The organism is Modestobacter sp. URMC 112, from assembly GCF_053502575.1.
The window spans coordinates 1210537-1227768 of sequence record NZ_CP199957.1 but is presented as its reverse complement, the minus strand read 5'-3'; the positions used below and the strand labels follow the sequence as shown (position 1 = coordinate 1227768).

At 75.7% G+C, this 17232-nt stretch carries 13 protein-coding genes; 3 read left to right on the top strand and 10 right to left on the bottom strand.

Annotation, left to right across the window (positions count from 1 at the left end; all coding sequences use genetic code 11):
• Positions 1-187: 187 nt before the first annotated feature.
• The 3 genes from ACWIX6_RS05845 to ilvD form a co-directional block, all read right to left on the bottom strand.
• Complete coding sequence (locus ACWIX6_RS05845) at positions 188-2968, bottom strand: putative bifunctional diguanylate cyclase/phosphodiesterase (RefSeq protein ID WP_448615902.1); 2781 nt, start codon at positions 2966-2968, stop codon at positions 188-190.
• The gene (locus tag ACWIX6_RS05840; RefSeq protein WP_448615901.1) at positions 2965-5643 is read right to left on the bottom strand and encodes a putative bifunctional diguanylate cyclase/phosphodiesterase; all 2679 of its coding nucleotides are present in this window, start codon (positions 5641-5643) and stop codon (positions 2965-2967) included. The genes ACWIX6_RS05845 and ACWIX6_RS05840 overlap by 4 nt, the downstream gene beginning before the upstream one ends.
• Before the next feature lie 155 nt (positions 5644-5798).
• Complete coding sequence (gene ilvD / locus ACWIX6_RS05835) at positions 5799-7505, bottom strand: dihydroxy-acid dehydratase (RefSeq protein ID WP_448615900.1); 1707 nt, start codon at positions 7503-7505, stop codon at positions 5799-5801.
• An 80-nt stretch (positions 7506-7585) separates the two neighbouring features.
• Here ilvD and ACWIX6_RS05830 point away from each other — a divergent pair, with 80 nt between their 5' ends.
• Positions 7586-7975: a PH domain-containing protein gene (locus ACWIX6_RS05830; RefSeq protein WP_448615899.1), complete on the top strand. Its 390-nt coding sequence runs from the start codon at positions 7586-7588 to the stop codon at positions 7973-7975.
• Positions 7976-7994: 19 nt separating this feature from the next.
• On the opposite strand, the gene ACWIX6_RS05825 is transcribed toward ACWIX6_RS05830, so the two are convergent.
• On the bottom strand, positions 7995-8957 hold the full coding sequence (locus tag ACWIX6_RS05825) for a 2-hydroxyacid dehydrogenase (protein WP_448615898.1): 963 nt from the start codon (positions 8955-8957) through the stop codon (positions 7995-7997).
• Positions 8958-9027: 70 nt separating this feature from the next.
• Between ACWIX6_RS05825 and ACWIX6_RS05820 the strand changes: the two genes are divergently transcribed.
• Positions 9028-10188, top strand: coding sequence for a PQQ-dependent sugar dehydrogenase (locus ACWIX6_RS05820; protein ID WP_448615897.1), 1161 nt, complete (start codon positions 9028-9030; stop codon positions 10186-10188).
• A 107-nt stretch (positions 10189-10295) separates the two neighbouring features.
• Here the strand turns inward: ACWIX6_RS05820 and ACWIX6_RS05815 are convergent, their stop codons facing one another.
• From ACWIX6_RS05815 to gatC, 5 genes are all read right to left on the bottom strand, one after another.
• Positions 10296-10484 carry a hypothetical protein gene (locus ACWIX6_RS05815; protein ID WP_448615896.1) on the bottom strand — a complete coding sequence of 63 codons (189 nt, stop codon included), beginning with the start codon at positions 10482-10484 and terminating at the stop codon, positions 10296-10298.
• A gap of 97 nt (positions 10485-10581) precedes the next feature.
• Complete coding sequence (gatB, locus tag ACWIX6_RS05810) at positions 10582-12084, bottom strand: Asp-tRNA(Asn)/Glu-tRNA(Gln) amidotransferase subunit GatB (protein ID WP_448615895.1); 1503 nt, start codon at positions 12082-12084, stop codon at positions 10582-10584.
• Positions 12081-12278: a hypothetical protein gene (locus tag ACWIX6_RS05805; RefSeq protein ID WP_448615894.1), complete on the bottom strand. Its 198-nt coding sequence runs from the start codon at positions 12276-12278 to the stop codon at positions 12081-12083. The genes gatB and ACWIX6_RS05805 overlap by 4 nt, the downstream gene beginning before the upstream one ends.
• A complete protein-coding gene (gene gatA, locus ACWIX6_RS05800) occupies positions 12275-13810 on the bottom strand; it encodes an Asp-tRNA(Asn)/Glu-tRNA(Gln) amidotransferase subunit GatA (protein ID WP_448615893.1) in 1536 nt (511 codons plus the stop codon). Before gatA ends, ACWIX6_RS05805 begins: the two co-directional genes overlap by 4 nt.
• Entirely contained in the window at positions 13807-14106 is a 300-nt protein-coding gene (gene gatC / locus ACWIX6_RS05795) for an Asp-tRNA(Asn)/Glu-tRNA(Gln) amidotransferase subunit GatC (RefSeq protein ID WP_448615892.1), read from the bottom strand. The genes gatA and gatC overlap by 4 nt, the downstream gene beginning before the upstream one ends.
• Before the next feature lie 207 nt (positions 14107-14313).
• Here gatC and ACWIX6_RS05790 point away from each other — a divergent pair, with 207 nt between their 5' ends.
• Complete coding sequence (locus ACWIX6_RS05790; protein ID WP_448615891.1) at positions 14314-14979, top strand: ACT domain-containing protein; 666 nt, start codon at positions 14314-14316, stop codon at positions 14977-14979.
• Between the two features lie 59 nt (positions 14980-15038).
• Here ACWIX6_RS05790 and ligA read toward each other — a convergent pair whose 3' ends face one another.
• On the bottom strand, positions 15039-17216 hold the full coding sequence (gene ligA / locus ACWIX6_RS05785; RefSeq protein ID WP_448615890.1) for an NAD-dependent DNA ligase LigA: 2178 nt from the start codon (positions 17214-17216) through the stop codon (positions 15039-15041).
• Positions 17217-17232: the final 16 nt, after the last annotated feature.

The following is a 17232-nucleotide window of genomic DNA, read 5'->3' as shown; positions in this document are numbered from 1 at the left end:
AAACCCCTCGTGCCGATGGCACGGAGGGGTGGCGCGTCGGTCGGGGTGGACCGGCGCGCTAGGGGATGGCTACGAGGAGCAGACGGGTGCGGAGCACAGGCACACTGTGCGCCCGGGGACGCCCCGGCGTCAACCAGGCCGTCCCAGACAGTGGACACCGCCGTCCTCGGGCGTGGGACGGCGGTGGTCAGTCCTGCGGCGCCGGCCCCGGTACCGGACCCGCGAGGACGTCGAGCAGGTCCGCGTCGAACGCGTCGATCACCGCGGCCAGGTCCGCGACCTCGGTGGGCCGGCCGAGCAGGAAGCCCTGCAGGAAGCGGCAGCCCAGTCGCTGCAGCGCGGCGAGCTGGCCGGGGGTCTCCACGCCCTCTGCCACCACGTCGATGCCCAGCCGCCGGCCGAGGGTGATGACGCTGTGCACGAGTGCCGCGCCGCGCTCGTCGTCCTCGATGCCGGCCAGGAACTCCCGGTCCATCTTCAGCACGTCGACCGGCAGCCGCGCGAGGTGGGCGAAGCTGGACCAGCCCCGGCCGAAGTCGTCCAGCGAGATGACGACCCCCATGTCGTGCAGGGTGGTCAGGTCCCCGCCGGTCCGGTCCCGCTCCCCGATGAACAGCGACTCGGTGACCTCCAGCATCAGCCGGTCCGGCGCCAGCCCTGTCCGGCCCAGCGCGGCCACCACGTCGGGGACCAGGCAGCCGGCCTGCAGGTGCCGGACGCTGATGTTGACCCCCATGCGCAGGTCCCGTCCCTGGCCGGTCAGTCGGGCCAGCGCGGTGGTCGCCTCGTCGAGCACCCAGCGCTGCAGCGGCACGATGAGGCCGTCGTCCTCGACCAGCGGGACGAACTCCTCCGGGGACACCTCGCCGAGCACGGGGTGCTGCCAGCGCAGCAGCGCCTCCAGCCCGAGCACGCGGCGCTCCACGAGCCCCACCACGGGCTGGTAGACCACCCGCATCTCGCCGCGGGACAGCGCATCGGGGAGGTCCCGGGCGAGCCGGGTGCGCCGTCCGGTCACCGGGTCCGCGGCCTCGCCGTGGCAGCGCACGCAGTCCTTGCCGGCGGCCTTGGCCGCCCGCAGCGCCAGGTCGGCCGACCGGACCGTGCCGGGGACGTCGTCGGCCGGGTCCAGCTCGGTGACCCCGACGCTGCACGACACGTCGAACACCAGGTCCGGGTCGCCGCCGCCGGTGGGCACCGAGCGGTGCACGTCCCGCAGTTCCAGGACGATCCGCTCGGCCAGCGCGGTGGCCTCCTCCAGCCCGGCGGCGACCAGGACGGCGAACTCGTCGCCCCCCAGCCGGCCCACCAGGTCCCGGTCGCGGACGGTGGCGCGCAGCCGCGCCGCGACCTCCACCAGCAGCAGGTCCCCTGCCTCGTGGCCGGCGACGTCGTTGACCGCCTTGAAGCCGTCCAGGTCCAGCAGCAGGAAGCAGGACGGCCGGCCCTCGGCGGCGCGGCCGCGGGCGCTGGCCAGCGCGGCCATCAGCCGCGCCCGGTTCGGCAGCCCGGTCAGGTGGTCGGTGTAGGCCAGCCGGTGGAGCTCCAGCTCGCTGCTGCGCCGCTCGTCGACGTCGCGCAGGTGCAGCACCAGGCCGCGGTGGTCGCCGCCGTCCGGGTCGTCCCCGCCCGGGTCGGCCTGCAGCTCCGCCGAGGGCACCACCCGGACGGTCTCGAACGCCCGCCAGCCGCCGTCGCGGGTGCGCAGCCGCAGCACCTGGCCCCGGGCCTGCACCGGGTCGGTGGCGCCGGCGAGCACCCGGGCCAGCTCCGCCCGGTCCTCGGCGTGCACGACGTCGGCCAGGTCGCGGCCGGCGAGGTCCCGCGGCGTCCAGGTCGCCGGCCCGCGGCCGGCTCCGGAGCTCCAGGTGATCCGGGCCCGGTGGTCGAGCACCATCGTGACGTCCGCGGCGCTGTGCACCAGCGTGCGGAACCAGGCCTCCGTGCGCACCACCCGGCGGGTGAGCCGGGCGGTGTCGGCGACCCACACGAGGGTCCGGGTCAGGATGAGCACCGCGAGCACGGTCGCCGCTCCCGCCTCGAGGGAGGTCGGCACCCGGCCGGCGATGCCGGCGGCCAGCAGCACCAGGACCGTGCCGAACCCGACGCAGTAGCTGACGGCGACGCCGGCCAGCGGCACCGCCGCGACCGGGTCGTCGCTGCCGGCGCGTGCACCGGGGTCGGCGGCCAGGGCCAGGGTCGCGGCGGCCAGCATGCCCAGGTAGGCGGTGGTCGCACAGACGTCGAGCAGGGGCGACGGAGCGGCCGCGGCCAGCGCACCGCTGATCATCGTGACGCCCAGCGAGCCGAAGGCGACCAGCAGCCAGCCGGCCGCGGCGCGGCGGGCCGCGGACACCTCAGCGAAGGTCACCAGCCCGACCGCGCAGAGCACGGCGCTGACCGCGGGGTACCCCACGCCCAGCACCGGGTCGGTCCCCGCGGTCAGCGGCTGGAGCAGCGCGACCAGCAGCCCGAGGGCCACCAGCGCGACGGCGCCGTCGAGGACGACCGGCAGCCGCACCCGGCCGCCGGTGGACCGGACCAGCCGCACGCACAGCAGCACGGCCACCGGTGCGGTGGCGGCCAGCGGCACGTCGGGCAGGCCGACGGCGAGCGGGTTCACGCCCACCCCGGCGAGCGCGCGCATGGCGTGCCCCAGCCCGAGCAGCGCGGTGATGACCGCGAACGCTCGCCGGACCGGTGCCGCCGCGGCGTCCAGCGACCGGCCGTGCCGGACGACGAGCGCGCCCACCGCCCAGGTCGCCACGGCCAGCCCGGCGGGACCGGTGTGCCCACCGGTGTCCGGGGCGAGCAGCCGCAGCACGGCCAGGACGACGGCCAGGCCGGCCAGGCCGGCGACGACGGGCGTCCGCGGCCAGCCGGGCGCGGACGCCGGGGCGACCGGCAGGTGCGCCGGGACGCCGGGCAGGGGACCGGCGGGCAGGCCCCGAGCGCCGAGAGCGGTCACACCCGTCCGGGGACGCCGGGCCACAGCTGACCCACCCCCCGGTCCAGCAGCTCGACGAGGGCGGCCGTCCCGACCGGCCGGGAGAGCAGGAAGCCCTGCACGTAGCCGCACCCCAGCTGCTCCAGCACCGCGAGCTGGGCAGTCGTCTCGACCCCCTGGGCGACGATGTCCACGCCCAGGGACGCGCCGATGCCGACGACCGCCTGGCAGATGGCGCGGGTGGAGCGGTCGCGGTCGATGCGGGACAGGAACGACCGGTCGAGCTTCAGCACGTCGATCGGCAGCCGGGTGATCTGCGACAGCGACGACTGGCCGCTGCCGAAGTCGTCGAGCGCGAGGTGGACCCCCATCAGCCGCAGCGCCGTCACGTCCGCGGCCTCGCGCTCCCCGGCCAGTGCGACCGCGGCCTCGCGGATCTCCAGGACCAGCCGCTCGGGCGGCAGGCCGCTGGCCTCCAGCGCGCTGGACACGTCGCCGACCAGGGTCCCGGCGGCGAGGTGCTCCATGGAGACGTCCACGCCCAGCTTGAGCGCCGGCTCGTGGTCGGGCAGCCCGGCCGCGGCCCGGGTGGCCTCGCGGAGCACCCAGCGCTGCAGGTCGACCTCCAGGCCGGCGCGCGCGGCCACGGCGAGGAACTCCTCGGGCGGCACGTCCCCGTAGACCGGGTGCCGCCACCGCAGCGACGCCTCGATGCCGGTGACCCGGTGGTCGGACAGGGCGACGATCGGCTGCCACGCCAGGGCGAGCTCCCCCCGCTCGCGGGCGCCCACCAGGTCACGGCGGAGCTGCTCCCGGCGGTCGCGGACCGCGCCGAGGGAGTCGGCGTAGCGGCGCACGGTGCCGGGGCCGGCGGCGTGGGCGGCGCGCACGGCCAGCTCCGCGCGGTCCAGCGCGTCCCGCTCGGACAGGCCCGCGGAGAGCGGGACCAGCCCGAGAGCGGCGGTCAGGTCGACCAGGCCGACGTCGGTCATCAGCGGCTGCTCGATCACCGACAGGCAGCGGGACGCCACCCGGTCGGCGTCCGCGGTGGTGCCCAGCGCCAGGATGCTGAAGGAGTCCGCGGCGACGCGGGCGACCTGGTCCTCGTTGCGCAGCACGCCGCGCAGCCGCCGGGCCACCTCCACCAGCGCCTGGTCGACGAGGTCGCTCCCGGCCAGGTCGTGCAGCTCGTGCAGGCCCTGCAGCTCCACCACCAGCAGCGAGACGGCCCGGTCGTCGTCGGCGTCGTCCTCGGGCGACTGCGCGTCCGCCCGGTCGTTGAGCGCCCCGAGCCGGCTGCCGAGGGCCGCCAGCTGGGCGGCCCGGTTGGGCAGCCCGGTCAGCGGGTCGGTGAAGGCGATGGAGTGCAGCTCGTCCTCCCGGTCGAGCCGGGCGGTGACGTCGCGGCAGTGCAGCACGAGCGCCGCGACGTCGGCGTCGGCACGCAGGTCGCTGACGCCGGCCTCCAGCACCCGCCAGCTACCGCGTGCGGCCGGGAGCCGGAAGGTCCGCAGGCCGGTCGGGCCGGCCCCGGACACGGTGCCGGTCAGCCAGGTCGCGACCGGCTCGGCGTCATCGGGGTGCACCACCGCGGTCAGCCGGTTGCCACGCAGCTCGGTGCCGGTCGCGGCGACGGCGTCCGCCAGCGCCGGTGCCGCCCAGGTCACGCGGAGGTCGCCGTCCAGGATGAGGACGGCGTCGCTGCTGGAGCGGACCAGGGAGCGGAAGTAGGACTCGCTGCGGTGCAGCCGGGCGGCGACCCGCGCCTCGTCCCGGGCGGTCACCGCCCGGTGCACCGCGGTCAGCACCAGCCCGGCCAGCACCGCGGAGGCGGCCGTGGGCGTGTGGGAGGCGCCGAGCACGGCGGAGCCGACGAAGGCCAGGGCGGCCAGCACGGTCACCAGGTGCGGCAGCACCTGCCCGGCCAGGGTGAGCCGCGTGGCCCGCGCCGTCGACGGCCCGGTCCCGGCGTCCGGGCCGCGGTCGCGCAGCACGGCCACGACGACCAGCAGCAGTCCGGCGATCAGGGCCGCCGGCGCCGCGGCGGCCGGCACCGGCTGCCCGGCCTGGGCGACCACGTCGAGCGCGCGTCCGGCGACCATGGTGGTGGCCGCGAGCAGCAGCAGCGCGCCGGTGCTGCGGCGCTCGTCCGGCGAGGCCGACACCAGCACCAGCACGGCCGACAGCAGCGCCGCGGTGGCTCCGCAGGACAGTTCGATGGCGGTCCGGGCGGCGGCGTCCAGCCCCGGACCCTCGAAGACCGGGCCCACGACGAGCACCTGGGCCAGCACCATGGCCGCGCTGAAGAACAGGGCCGTCTCGGTGACCAGCCGGGCTCCGCCCGCACGCAGCTGCGCCCGGGTGAGCAGGGTCAGCACACCGGCGACGGCGAGCAGGACGGCCGGGACGTGCACCAGCCCGGGGACCGCGGCGGACAGGGTCTCCGCGCCGGGCCACCGCACCCCGGCGACTGCGCTGCCGGCCAGCCCCAGCAGGACGGCGAGCGAGAGCAGCGTCCAGCCGTGCAGGCCGCCGCCGGAGCGCCGGCCGGCCCGCCACAGCACCGCGGCGGTGCCGAGCGCGGTGACGAGCACCGCGAGCTCGGCCGCCAGCGCGGCTGCGCCGCCGGCCGCGCCGGTCAGTGCCGGGACGGCCAGCAGCCAGCGCCGGGATGTGCGTTGCCGCGTCTGGTCCACAGCTGGGTTGTCGGCCCCTGGGTGGGGTCACCACAGCAGGAGGGTCGGCGCCTCACCCCTCGGGGGTGGGTGGCCCCCCGGCCGGCGGGCGGCCGGAACCACCCTTCAGGGGCCCGCGCCGAGCTCGCGAGGCGTGGGGGGAGGGTGGTCCTTCGTCAACCGCAGATCGCGCCCTGCGCGGCCGAGCCGACCAGCTTGGCGTACTTGCCCAGGACGCCGGTGGTGTACCGCGGGGCCGGCGGCGCCCAGCCCTCCCGCCGGCGGGCCAGCTCGTCCTCGTCGACCAGCAGGTCGAGGGTGCGGGCCGCCAGGTCCAGCCTGATCGGGTCGCCGTCGCGCACGAACGCGATCGGGCCGCCGTCGGTGGCCTCGGGCGCGATGTGCCCCACGCACAGTCCCGTGGTGCCGCCGGAGAAGCGGCCGTCGGTGAGCAGCAGCACGTCCTTGCCCAGCCCGGCGCCCTTGATGGCACCGGTGACCGCGAGCATCTCCCGCATGCCGGGCCCGCCGCGGGGGCCCTCGTAGCGGATGACGACGACGTCGCCCTGCCGCAGCGTGCCCTCGGTGACGGCGTCCATGGCCCCCTGCTCGCCGTCGAAGACCCGGGCAGTGCCCTCGAAGACCTCGGCGTCAAAGCCCGCCGACTTCACCACGGAACCGTCGGGGGCCAGCGAGCCGCGCAGGATGCTCAGCCCACCGGTCCGGTGGATCGGGTCGGCCATCGCGTGGATGATCGCGCCGTCCGGGTCCGGCGGGGAGATCTCGGCGAGGTTCTCCGCCAGCGTCCTGCCGGTCACGGTGAGCACGTCGCCGTGCAGCAGGCCGGCGTCCAGCAGGGCCCGCATCACGACCGGGACGCCGCCGATGCGGTCGACGTCGGTCATGACGAACCGGCCGAAGGGCTTGACGTCGGCCAGGTGCGGCGTGCGGTCGCCGATCCGGTTGAAGTCCTCCAGCGTCAGGTCGACCTGCGCCTCGTGCGCGATCGCCATCAGGTGCAGGACGGCGTTGGTGGAGCCGCCGAGCGCCATGGCCACGGTGATGGCGTTCTCGAACGCCTGCTTGGTCATGATCTGGCGGGCGGTGATGCCCTTGCGGAGCAGGTTGACGACGGCCTCGCCGGAGGCGATGGCGATGGCGTCGCGGCGGGCGTCCGGCGCCGGTGGGGCGGCACTGCCGGGCAGCGCCATGCCGAGCGCCTCGGCGACGCTGGCCATCGTGTTGGCGGTGTACATGCCGCCGCAGGAGCCCTGCCCGGGGCAGGCCGCCTTCTCGATCGCGGTGAGCTCGTCGCGGGTGATCTTCCCGGCGGCGCAGGCGCCGACGCCCTCGAAGACGTCGATCAGCGTGAGGTCCTTGTCGCCCAGCCGCCCGGGGAGCGTCGAGCCGGAGTAGACGAACACGCTGGCCAGGTCGAGCCGGGCGGCGGCCATCAGCATGCCGGGCAGCGACTTGTCGCAGCCGGCCAGCAGCACCGAGCCGTCCAGCCGCTCGGCGAACATGACCGTCTCCACCGAGTCGGCGATGACCTCGCGGGAGACCAGCGAGGCGCGCATGCCCTCGTGGCCCATGGAGATGCCGTCGGAGACGGAGATCGTGCCGAACTCCAGCGGGTAGCCGCCGGCGGCGTGCACGCCCTCCTTGGCCCGCTTGGCCAGCCGGTCGAGGGACAGGTTGCAGGGGGTGATCTCGTTCCAGGACGACGCCACCCCGATCTGCGGCTTCTCCCAGTCGTCGTCCCCCATGCCCACGGCGCGCAGCATCGCCCGGGCGGGGGCCTTGGCGTCGCCGTCGGTGACCTCACGGCTGCGCGGCTTGACGTCGACGGTGCTGGCGGCGGGGCGGTCTTCGACGGTCGTCACGTCCGGGGATGGTAGGCCCGCAGCGCGGCCCGTGGCGGAGCCGGTGGTCGTCGTCCTCCCGTCTGGGATCATTCGGAGACGTGGCTGTCGCTCGCTTCCGGATGAGCCGGACCGCACTCCTGCCCGTCGGGCTGCTGCTGCTCTGCGTCCTCCCGGTCGCGGCCGCCGCCCCCGCGGCGGCCGCGCTCCTGCTGGTGCCCGTCCTGGCCGCGGCCTGGGTGCTGTGGATGGGCGTCGACGTGGACGGCGACGGGGAGGCCGCCGGGGTCACGGTGCGGTCGCTGCTGGGACGCCGGCGGGTGCCCTGGAGCGAGGTGAGCGGCCTGCGGGTCGGCGGCCGCGGCGAGCTGTGGCTGGTGACCACCGGCGGCCGCGAGGTCCGGCTGCCGGTGCTGCGGCTGCGCGACCTGCCTCAGCTGTCGGCCGCCTCCGGCGGTCGCATCCCCGCCCCCGACACCGCCGCCTCCTGAGGAAGGGCCCGTCCTCCGCTCAGTAGTCGCTGACGACGTCGGCGGGGGGCTCACCGGCCAGCAGCCGGGCCAGCTGCGCGGTGACCGCCCGGGCGGCCCGCTCGCCGCTCTGCGGCACCGCCCCGCCGACGTGCGGGGTGAGCAGCAGCCCGGGGGCGGACCACAGCGGGTGCCCGGCCGGCAGCGGCTCCGGGTCGGTCACGTCCAGCGCGGCACGCAGCCGGCCGGAGGTCAGCTCGGCGAGCAGCGCGCCGGTGTCCACGACGACGCCCCGCGCGGCGTTGACCAGCAGGGCGCCGTCCGGCATCGCGGCGAGGAAGTCGGCGTCCACCAGGCCGGTCGTCTGCGGCGTGACCGGGACGACGAGGACCACGACGTCGGCGTGCGGGAGGAGCTCCGGCAGCTCGCCGACCCCGTGGACGCCGTCCCGGGCGGTGCGCGCGACGTAGGTCAGCTGCACGTCGAAGCCGGCCATCATCCGGCCGATGGCCGCGCCGATGTCGCCGGCACCGACCACCAGCACGCGGGCGCCGACGAGGCTGCGGTGCACGGTGGTGGACCACCGCCCGGCGTCCTGCTCACGGACGAACGTCGGCAGGCCCCGCTGCGCGGCGAGCACGGCGGCCATCACCCACTCGGCCGTGGCCGGGGTGTGCGCGCCGCGGGCGTTGCACAGCACCACGCCCTCCGGCAGCCGGCCGATGTAGGCCTCGGCGCCGGCGCTCTGCAGCTGCACCAGCCTGAGCCCGGGCAGGCCGGCCAGGAAGCCGTTGTCCGGCACCCCGGCGCCCGGGCCGGCCGGCGGCACCCACACCTGGGCCCGCGCTGCCTCGCCGGTCACCGCACCGTCCCGCGGGTCGGCCACGTGGGCGCGGACGCGGGGCGACACGGCCTCGGCCGCCTCCGCCAGCTCGCCGGTGGGCACCAGGACGTGCAGCGGCTCGTCGGGGCCGAGGAGGGGGTCGGGGAGCGTTGCGGGCACGGCTCCCGACCCTAGGGCCCCGCCCGCCGTCGACCGCACGGCACCGCCCGCCGCACGTACTGTGGCCGGGGTGGGACGGCGGACGGCGGAGCGCGCGGCGGCGCGGTGGCGCCGGCTGGCCCCGGCACTCGCCGGCTGCCTGCTGGCGGCGGGCTGCTCGACCGGGTACCAGCCGGCCGGGCCCTTCCGGGAGCGCCCGCAGGGGCCGCCCCCGCAGGTGGCCCCGCCCTCGAGCAGCTCACCGGTGCCCGCCCCCGGTGAGCCGGCGACGCCGGGGGCCGGCGAGGAGGTCGAGGGCGACCCGAACGTCGTGGCCACCGACCTGGCCGTGCCCACCGGCCTGGTGGTCCTCCCCGACGGCACCGCGGTGGTCGGGGAGCGGGAGACCGGGCGGCTGCTGCAGGTGTTCCCGGACCGCTCCCCCGCCCGCGAGCTGATGACCCTGCCGGGCGTGGACACAGCCGGCGAGGGCGGCCTGCTCGGGCTGGCGCTGTCCCCCACCTACGACCAGGACGGCCTGCTGTACGCCTACCTGAGCACCGCCACGGACAACCGGGTGGTGCGGTTCCCGCTCGGCGGCAGCCCCAACCCGGTGCTCACCGGGATCCCGCGCGGCGAGGTGCGCAACGGCGGCGGGCTGGTGTTCGGCACCGAGGGGACGCTCTACGTGGGCACCGGCGACACCGGCGACGCCGGCCTGGCCGGTGACCCCGGCTCGCTGGCCGGGAAGGTGCTGGCCGTGGACGTGTTCGGCCAGCCGGTCGGCGAGAGCCCGGTGTTCTCCCGCGGCCACAGCGACGTCACCGCGCTCTGCGTGGGCGGCGACGAGCAGGTCTACGCCACCGACGACCTCCCGTCCGGCGCGGACGAGTTCGACCTCCTGGCCGACGGCGGCGACCACGGACCGCAGGGGCGGGCGCCGCTGCTGGAGGTGCCCGAGGCCGAGGCGGGTCTCGGCGGCTGCGCGGTGTCCGGGCCCTACGTGTTCCTCGGCGAGCGCACCGGCGAGCAGGTGCTCGTGCTGGAGCTGGACGGGCAACGGCGGCCGGTCGAGGACCCCGAGGGCTTCCTCACCGGCCAGTACGGCCGGCTGCGCACCGTCGTCATGGACCCGGCCGGTGCGCTGTGGGTGACCACGTCCAACGAGGACGGCGCCGGGACGCCGGAGGAGGACGACGACCGGGTGCTGCGGGTCCTGCCGCCGTCCTCCGACGCCGACTCCCCGCTCTGACGAAGGACCCCGCTGCCCCCCACCACTCGCACGCTCGTGGTGGGTCCCTGCAGCGGGGCCTGACCCGCGCGCCCTGCGACGGGGCCGACCAGCTCGGTCCGGCGGTGCTACCTACTGCGGCTGATGGTGGCTGCCCCGAACGTGCTGACGACCAGGGCCACGTCCTGGAACCCCGAGGTGTCCCCGGTGAGCCACACGACCGCGGCACACAGCAGCAAGCACATCGAGAACGCCACCAGTACCGCGACCACGACCGGATCGAGCGAGTGGATCTCCTGGACCGGACGCTTCTTCACCTGGTTCCCCCTGTTCTCATGTGGACACACGTCACCCGACGCGGCGAGTGAGCAGGGGTGGAACCAGGTCAGGGCACCAGAGCGGTGACCCGCGGGGTCAGGAGCTGAGGACGCGCTCCTCGAGCATGCGGCGCACGGTGGCGGCGTCGGCGGTGCCGCGGGTGGTCTTCATGACCGCCCCGACCAGCGCGCCGAGCGCCTGCACCTTGCCGCCCCGCACCTTGGCGACCACGTCGGGCGCCCCGGCGATGGCGGCCTCGACCGCGGCGACCAGCTCGTCGGACTCCCCCAGCACGGCCAGGCCCTCGGCCTCCACCACCTCGGCGGGGCCGCCCTTGCCGGCCAGCACCCCGTCGAGGACCTGGCGGGCCAGCTTGTCGTTGATCGTGCCGGCGTCGACCAGCCCGGTCAGCTCCGCGACCTGCGCCGGGGTGATGGCCAGCTCCGCCAGCTCGACACCGGACTCGTTGGCGCGCCGGGCGAGGTCGCCCAGCCACCACTTGCGGGCGTCGGCGGCCGACGCCCCGGCGGCCACCGTGTCCTCGACCAGGCCGAGCGCGCCGGCGTTAGCCAGCCACTGCATCTCCGTGGCGGTGGCGCCCCACTCCTGCTGCAGCCGGGCCCGGCGGGCGGCGGGCAGCTCGGGCAGCCCGGCCCGCAGCTGCTCGACCCAGTCGGCGTCCGCCGCGATCGGCACCAGATCGGGCTCGGGAAAGTACCGGTAGTCGGTGGCCTCCTCCTTGCTGCGCCCGGCCGAGGTCGAGCCGGTGTCCTCGTGGAAGTGCCGGGTCTCCTGGACGATCCGCTCGCCGTCGTCGAGCCGGGCGGCCTGGCGGCGCATCTCGTAGCGCACCGCCCGCTCGACCGACCGCAGCGAGTTCACGTTCTTGGTCTCGGTGCGGGTGCCCCACTCGGCCGCGCCGACCGGGTTGAGCGAGAGGTTGACGTCGCAGCGCAGGCTGCCCTGCTCCATCCGCACGTCGGAGACGCCGAGGGTCTGGATGATCTCCCGCAGCTCGGTGACGTAGGCGCGGGCCACCTCGGGCGCCCTGGCACCGGCGCCGGGGACCGGCCTGGTGACGATCTCCACCAGCGGGATGCCGGCCCGGTTGTAGTCGACCAGCGAGTGGTCGGCGCCGTGGATGCGGCCGGTGGACCCGCCGACGTGCAGGTTCTTGCCGGTGTCCTCCTCCAGGTGCACCCGCTCGATCTCCACGCGGTGGGTCTCGCCGTCCACCTCGACGTCCAGGTGCCCACCGACGCACAGCGGCTCGTCGTACTGGCTGGTCTGGAAGCCCTTGGGGATGTCGGGGTAGAAGTAGTTCTTGCGGGCGAACCGGCACCACGGCGCGATCTCCGAGCCCAGTGCGAGACCGATCCGGATGGTGGCCTCGACGGCGGCCGCGTTGGCCACCGGCAGCGAGCCGGGCAGCCCCAGGCACACCGGGCAGGTCTGGGTGTTGGGCTCGGCGCCGAAGGTCGTCGAGCAGCCGCAGAACATCTTCGACGCGGTGCCCAGCTCGACGTGGGTCTCCAGCCCGATCACCGGCTCGTAGCGGGTGGTGACCTCGTCGAGGTCGACGAGGCGGTCGCTGCTCACGGGGTCTTCTCCTCGGGGGTGGTGCTGGTCGTGCCGGGAGGGCTGCGGAGGGCGAAGGCGGCTGCGACACCGGTGGCCACGCCGACGACGATGAACAGCGCGAACCCGGCCCGGCCGGTGACCGCCCAGGCGATCCCGCCGGCGAGGACGACGAAGGCGGTGAGGGCCCAGGCGGCCTTCAGTGCCCCGTTCACGCCGCACCCGCCGGGGTGGCCAGCTCGTCGAGCAGCCGGTGGCCGCGGGCGGCGTCCTGCGCGGCCTCCAGTGCAGCGGCGACCCGGTAGCAGCGGTCGTCGGCGAGCGCGGGCGCCATGACCTGCAGGCCCACCGGCAGCCCCTCGGACAGCCCGCACGGGACCGAGATCGCCGGCACGCCGGCCAGACTGGCCGGCAGGGTGCACAGGTCGGCGGCGTACATCGCGACCGGGTCGTCCACCCGGGCGCCGATCGGCCAGGCGACGGTCGGGCTGGTGGGGCTGACCAGCACGTCGACGTCGGCGTAGGCGGCCGCGAACTCGCGGGTGATCAGGGTGCGGACCTTCTGCGCCTGCCCGTAGTAGGCCTCGTAGTAGCCGCTGGACAGGGCGTAGGTGCCGAGGATGATCCGGCGCTTGACCTCCGGGCCGAAGCCCTGCTCCCGGGTCAGCGCCATCATCTCGTCCAGGTCGTGGCTGCCGTCGTCGCCGACCCGCAGCCCGAACCGGACGCCGTCGAAGCGGGCCAGGTTGGACGAGGCCTCGCTGGGGGCGATCAGGTAGTAGGCGGCCAGGGCCAGGTCGAAGGACGGGCAGGAGATTGGCCGCACCTCGGCGCCGAGCTCGGTGAGCAGCGCGACCGCCTCGCCGACCCGGTCCAGCACCCCGGCGCCGTAGCCCTGGCGATGCCCCTCGCCGCCGAGCTCGGTGACCAGCCCGACCCGCAGGCCGGACAGGTCACCGCGGGCGCCGTCGCGGGCGGCCTCGACCAGCGGGGGCACGGGCGCGTCGATGCTGGTGGAGTCGAACGGGTCGTGCCCGCCGATGGCCTCGTGCAGCAGCGCCGCGTCAGCGACCGTGCGGGCCATCGGGCCGGCCTGGTCAAGGCTGGAGGAGAAGGCGATGAGCCCGAAGCGGGACACCCCGCCGTAGGTGGGCTTGTGCCCGACCAGCCCGGTGAGGGCGGCGGGCTGGCGGATCGAGCCGCCGGTGTCGGTGCCGATCGCCCACGGCGCCAGGTGTGCGGCGACCGCGGCGCTGGAGCCGCCCGAGGAGCCACCGGGGACCCGGTCCAGCGCCCAGGGGTTGCGGGTGGGGCGGTAGGCGGAGTTCTCGGTGGAGGAGCCCATGGCGAACTCGTCCATGTTGGTCTTGCCGAGCAGCACCGTCCCGGCGGCCTTGAGCCGGGCGGTGACGGTCGCGTCGTACGGCGGTCGCCAGCCCTCCAGGATCCGCGAGCCGCTGGTGGTGGGCACCCCCTCGGTGACCACGAGGTCCTTGAGCGCGACCGGCACCCCGGCCAGCGGCCCGAGCTCCTCACCGGCGGCCCGGCGCCGGTCCACGTCGGCCGCCGAGGCGAGCGCGGCGTCGCCGTCCACGTGCAGGTAGGCGCCCAGCCGGGAGTCCTCGGCCTCGATCCGGTCCAGGTGGGCGCGGGTGACCTCCACCGCGCCGACCTCCCCGGAGGACAGCGCCTGCTGCAGGGCCGAGACGTCGAGCGTCGTCAGGTCGGTGCCCACCGCCCGGCTCACGCCTCCTCCCCCAGGATGCGCGGCACGCGGAACCGGTCGTCCTCGGCCGCCGGGGCGCCGGCGAGGACCGCGTCGCGCGGCAGGCTCGGCGTGACGACGTCGGGACGGAAGACGTTGGTCAACGGGACGACGTGCGAGGTGGGCGGGACGTCGCCGACCGCGGCCTCACCGACCCGGGCGACGGCGGCGAGCACGCTGTCCAGCTGGCCGGCGAAGACGTCGAGCTCCTCGTCGGTGACCGCGAGCCGCGCGAGGCGGGCGAGGTGCTCGACGTCGGTGCGGGAGAGGCTGCTCATGCTGCGCTCGGACCCTCCGTCGACTGCCGGTCGGACCTTGCTCGACTGCGCTCCACGACCGGCCACTCTACGGGGGCGGCGGCGCCCTGCGACGCGCCCGGGGGTTGGCCAGGAGGCCCTCCGATGCGGGAGGCTGTGCCCCGATCGACGGCGATCACCGCAGCCCGGGCAGACCGGGACAGGCACAGGACGGCACCCGGAGGATCCGTGTCCTACCTCTTGCGGCTGGTCGTCCCCGACCGGCCCGGCACCCTCGGCGCGGTCGCGACCGCACTGGGCGAGGCCGGCATCGACATCGTGTCCGTCGACGTCCTGGAACGCGCCGGCGGGGTGGCCGTCGACGACGTGGTCGTCGAGCTGCCTCCCGACCGGGTGGCGGACAGCCTCATCACCGCGGTGATGACCGTGCCCGGCGTGCAGGTGGAGACGCTGCGGCCCTACGCCGGGCCGCTGGACACCCACCGGGAGCTGGTGCTGCTCGAGGCGCTCGCCCGTGCCGGCACCGGCACCCCCAAGCTGCTGGCCGCGGAGCTGCCCCGGGTGTTCCACAGCGGCTGGGCGGTCGTGCTGGCGCCGGACGGCGGGGGCGGGGCGACGGTGCTGGCCGCCTCGGAGGCAGCTCCCGTGTTCGATGGCGTGGCGGTGCCCTGGCTGCCGCTCACCACTCCCCTGCTGCTGCCCAGCGACGCCGACTGGGTGCCCGAGCGCTGGCAGGAGCTGGCCGTCGAGATGATGGCCTCCCCGCTGGACGACGCCGGGACGGCCGTCGTCGTAGGCCGGTCCGGTGGCCCGCCGTTCCGCCGGTCGGAGCTGCTGCGCTTCGCCCACCTCACCGGGATCGCCGCCACCGTCGCGCGGCTCCCCCCGGCCTAGGCCCCGCTGCAGGGGCCCGCGCCGAGCCTGCGAGGCGTGGGGGGCAGCGGGGTCCTTCTTCACTCCTCCGCAGGCGGCTGGGTACCGTCGCCGATGGTGGCGACCTCGCGGGCGGCGTCGGGGCCCTGCTCCAGCAGCACGGCGAACCCGTCGTCGTCCAGGATCGGCGCCTTGACCGCGACCGCCTTGTCGTACTTGCTGCCCGGGTCGGCCCCGACGACGACGAAGCCGGTCTTCTTGGAGACCGACCCGGTGACCTTGCCGCCGCGCTCCTGGATCGCGGCGATCGCCTGGTCGCGGCTGAGGTCGCGCAGCGAGCCGGTCACCACCACGGTCACCCCCGTCAGCGGGCCCGGGCCGGTGTCGGACTCGGGGTCGGCCATCCGGACGCCGGCCTGCCGCCACTTGTCCACCACGCCCCGGTGCCAGTCGACGGCGAACCAGTCGCGGACGGCGGTGGCGATGGTGGGCCCGACACCCTCGGCCGCGGCGAGCTCCTCCTCGCCGGCCTCCACCAGCCGGTCGATGGAGCGGAACTCCCGGGCCAGGGCCTGTGCCGCGGTCGGTCCGACGTGCCGGATGGACAGCGCGACGAGCACCCGCCAGAGCGGCACGTCCTTGCGGGTCTGCAGGTTGGCGAGCAGCTTCTGACCGTTGGCCGACAGGGTGCCGTCCTTCTTGGTGAAGAAGGCCGACCGCTGCAGCGCCTCCGCGTCGAGGGAGAAGACGTCGCCCTCGTCGGTGAGCAGCCCGCTCTGCAGTAGCGCGATCGCCGCCTCGTAGCCGAGCACCTCGATGTCGAAGGCGCCGCGGCCGGCCACGTGGAAGACGCGCTCCCGGAGCTGCGCGGGGCAGGACCGGGCGTTCGGGCAGCGGATGTCGGCGTCGCCCTCCTTCTCCGGCCGTAGCTCGGTGCCGCACTCGGGGCAGTGCGTGGGCATGACGAACTCACGTTCGGAGCCGTCCCGGGCGGCGACCACCGGCCCGAGGACCTCGGGGATGACGTCCCCGGCCTTGCGGATCACGACGGTGTCGCCGATCAGGACGCCCTTGCGCTTCACCTCGCTGGCGTTGTGCAGGGTGGCGAGCTGGACGGTGGACCCGGCCACCTTGACCGGCTCCATGTAGGCGAAGGGGGTGACCCGGCCGGTGCGCCCGACGTTGACCCGGATGTCGTGCAGCTTGGTCGTCGCCTCCTCCGGGGGGTACTTGAAGGCGATCGCCCAGCGCGGGGCGCGACTCGTGGAGCCCAGCCGGCGCTGCAGCGCCACCTGGTCGATCTTGACGACGACGCCGTCGATCTCGTGCTCGACCGAGTGGCGCTGCTCGCGGTAGCGCTCGATGTAGGCCCACACGGCCTCGAGGTCGGGGACCACCTCGTAGCGGGTGCTCACCGGCAGACCGAGCGCGGCCAGCCGCTCGTAGGCCTCGGACTGCCGCTCGGTCTCGAAGCCGCGCCGGGCGCCGAGGCCGTGCACCACGAGCCGCAGCGGACGGGAGGCGGTGACCCGGGCGTCCTTCTGCCGCAGCGAGCCGGCGGCGGCGTTCCGGGGGTTGGCGAAGGGCGCCTTGCCGGCCTCCACCTGGCCGGCGTTGACCTCGGCGAAGGCGGCGACCGGGAAGTAGACCTCGCCGCGCACCTCGAGCAGCTCGGGCACGTCGGTGCCGGTCAGCTGCTTGGGCACGTCGGCCATGGTGGCGACGTTGGCGGTCACGTCCTCCCCCGTGACGCCGTCGCCACGGGTGGCGGCGCGGAGCAGCCGGCCGCGCTCGTAGACCAGGTCGATGGCCAGGCCGTCGACCTTGAGCTCGCAGAGGAATCCGCCGCCCGCCGCGCCGTCCCGGTCGGCGCGCGCCGCCCAGGCCGAGAGCTCGTCCGAGGTGAAGGCGTTGTCCAGGCTCTGCATCCGCTCCAGGTGCTGCACCGGGGCGAAGGTGGCGCCGAAGCCGCCGTTGACCTTCTGGCTGGGCGACTCGGGGGTGACCAGGGCCGGATGGGCGGCCTCGATGGCCTTCAGCTCGCCCATCAGCTCGTCGTACTGGCCGTCGCTGACCAGCGGCGCGTCCTGCACGTAGTAGGCGAAGGCGTACCGGTCGAGCTCCTCGGACAGGTCGCGGTGCCGGGTGCGTGCGTCGTCGGGGACCTCGGTGACGTCCTCCCGGTCGACGGCGGCCTCGACCTCGGGCTGCTCCGGACCGCCCAGGGCCTCCTGCTCCACCTCTGCCTCGGTGCTCACGGCGGAGACGGTAACC

Excerpts from the sequence above, each read along its gene's own strand:
- gatC (WP_448615892.1), bottom strand. The coding sequence starts at position 14,106 with ATGAGCAGCCTCTCCCGCACCGACGTCGAGCACCTCGCCCGCCTCGCG.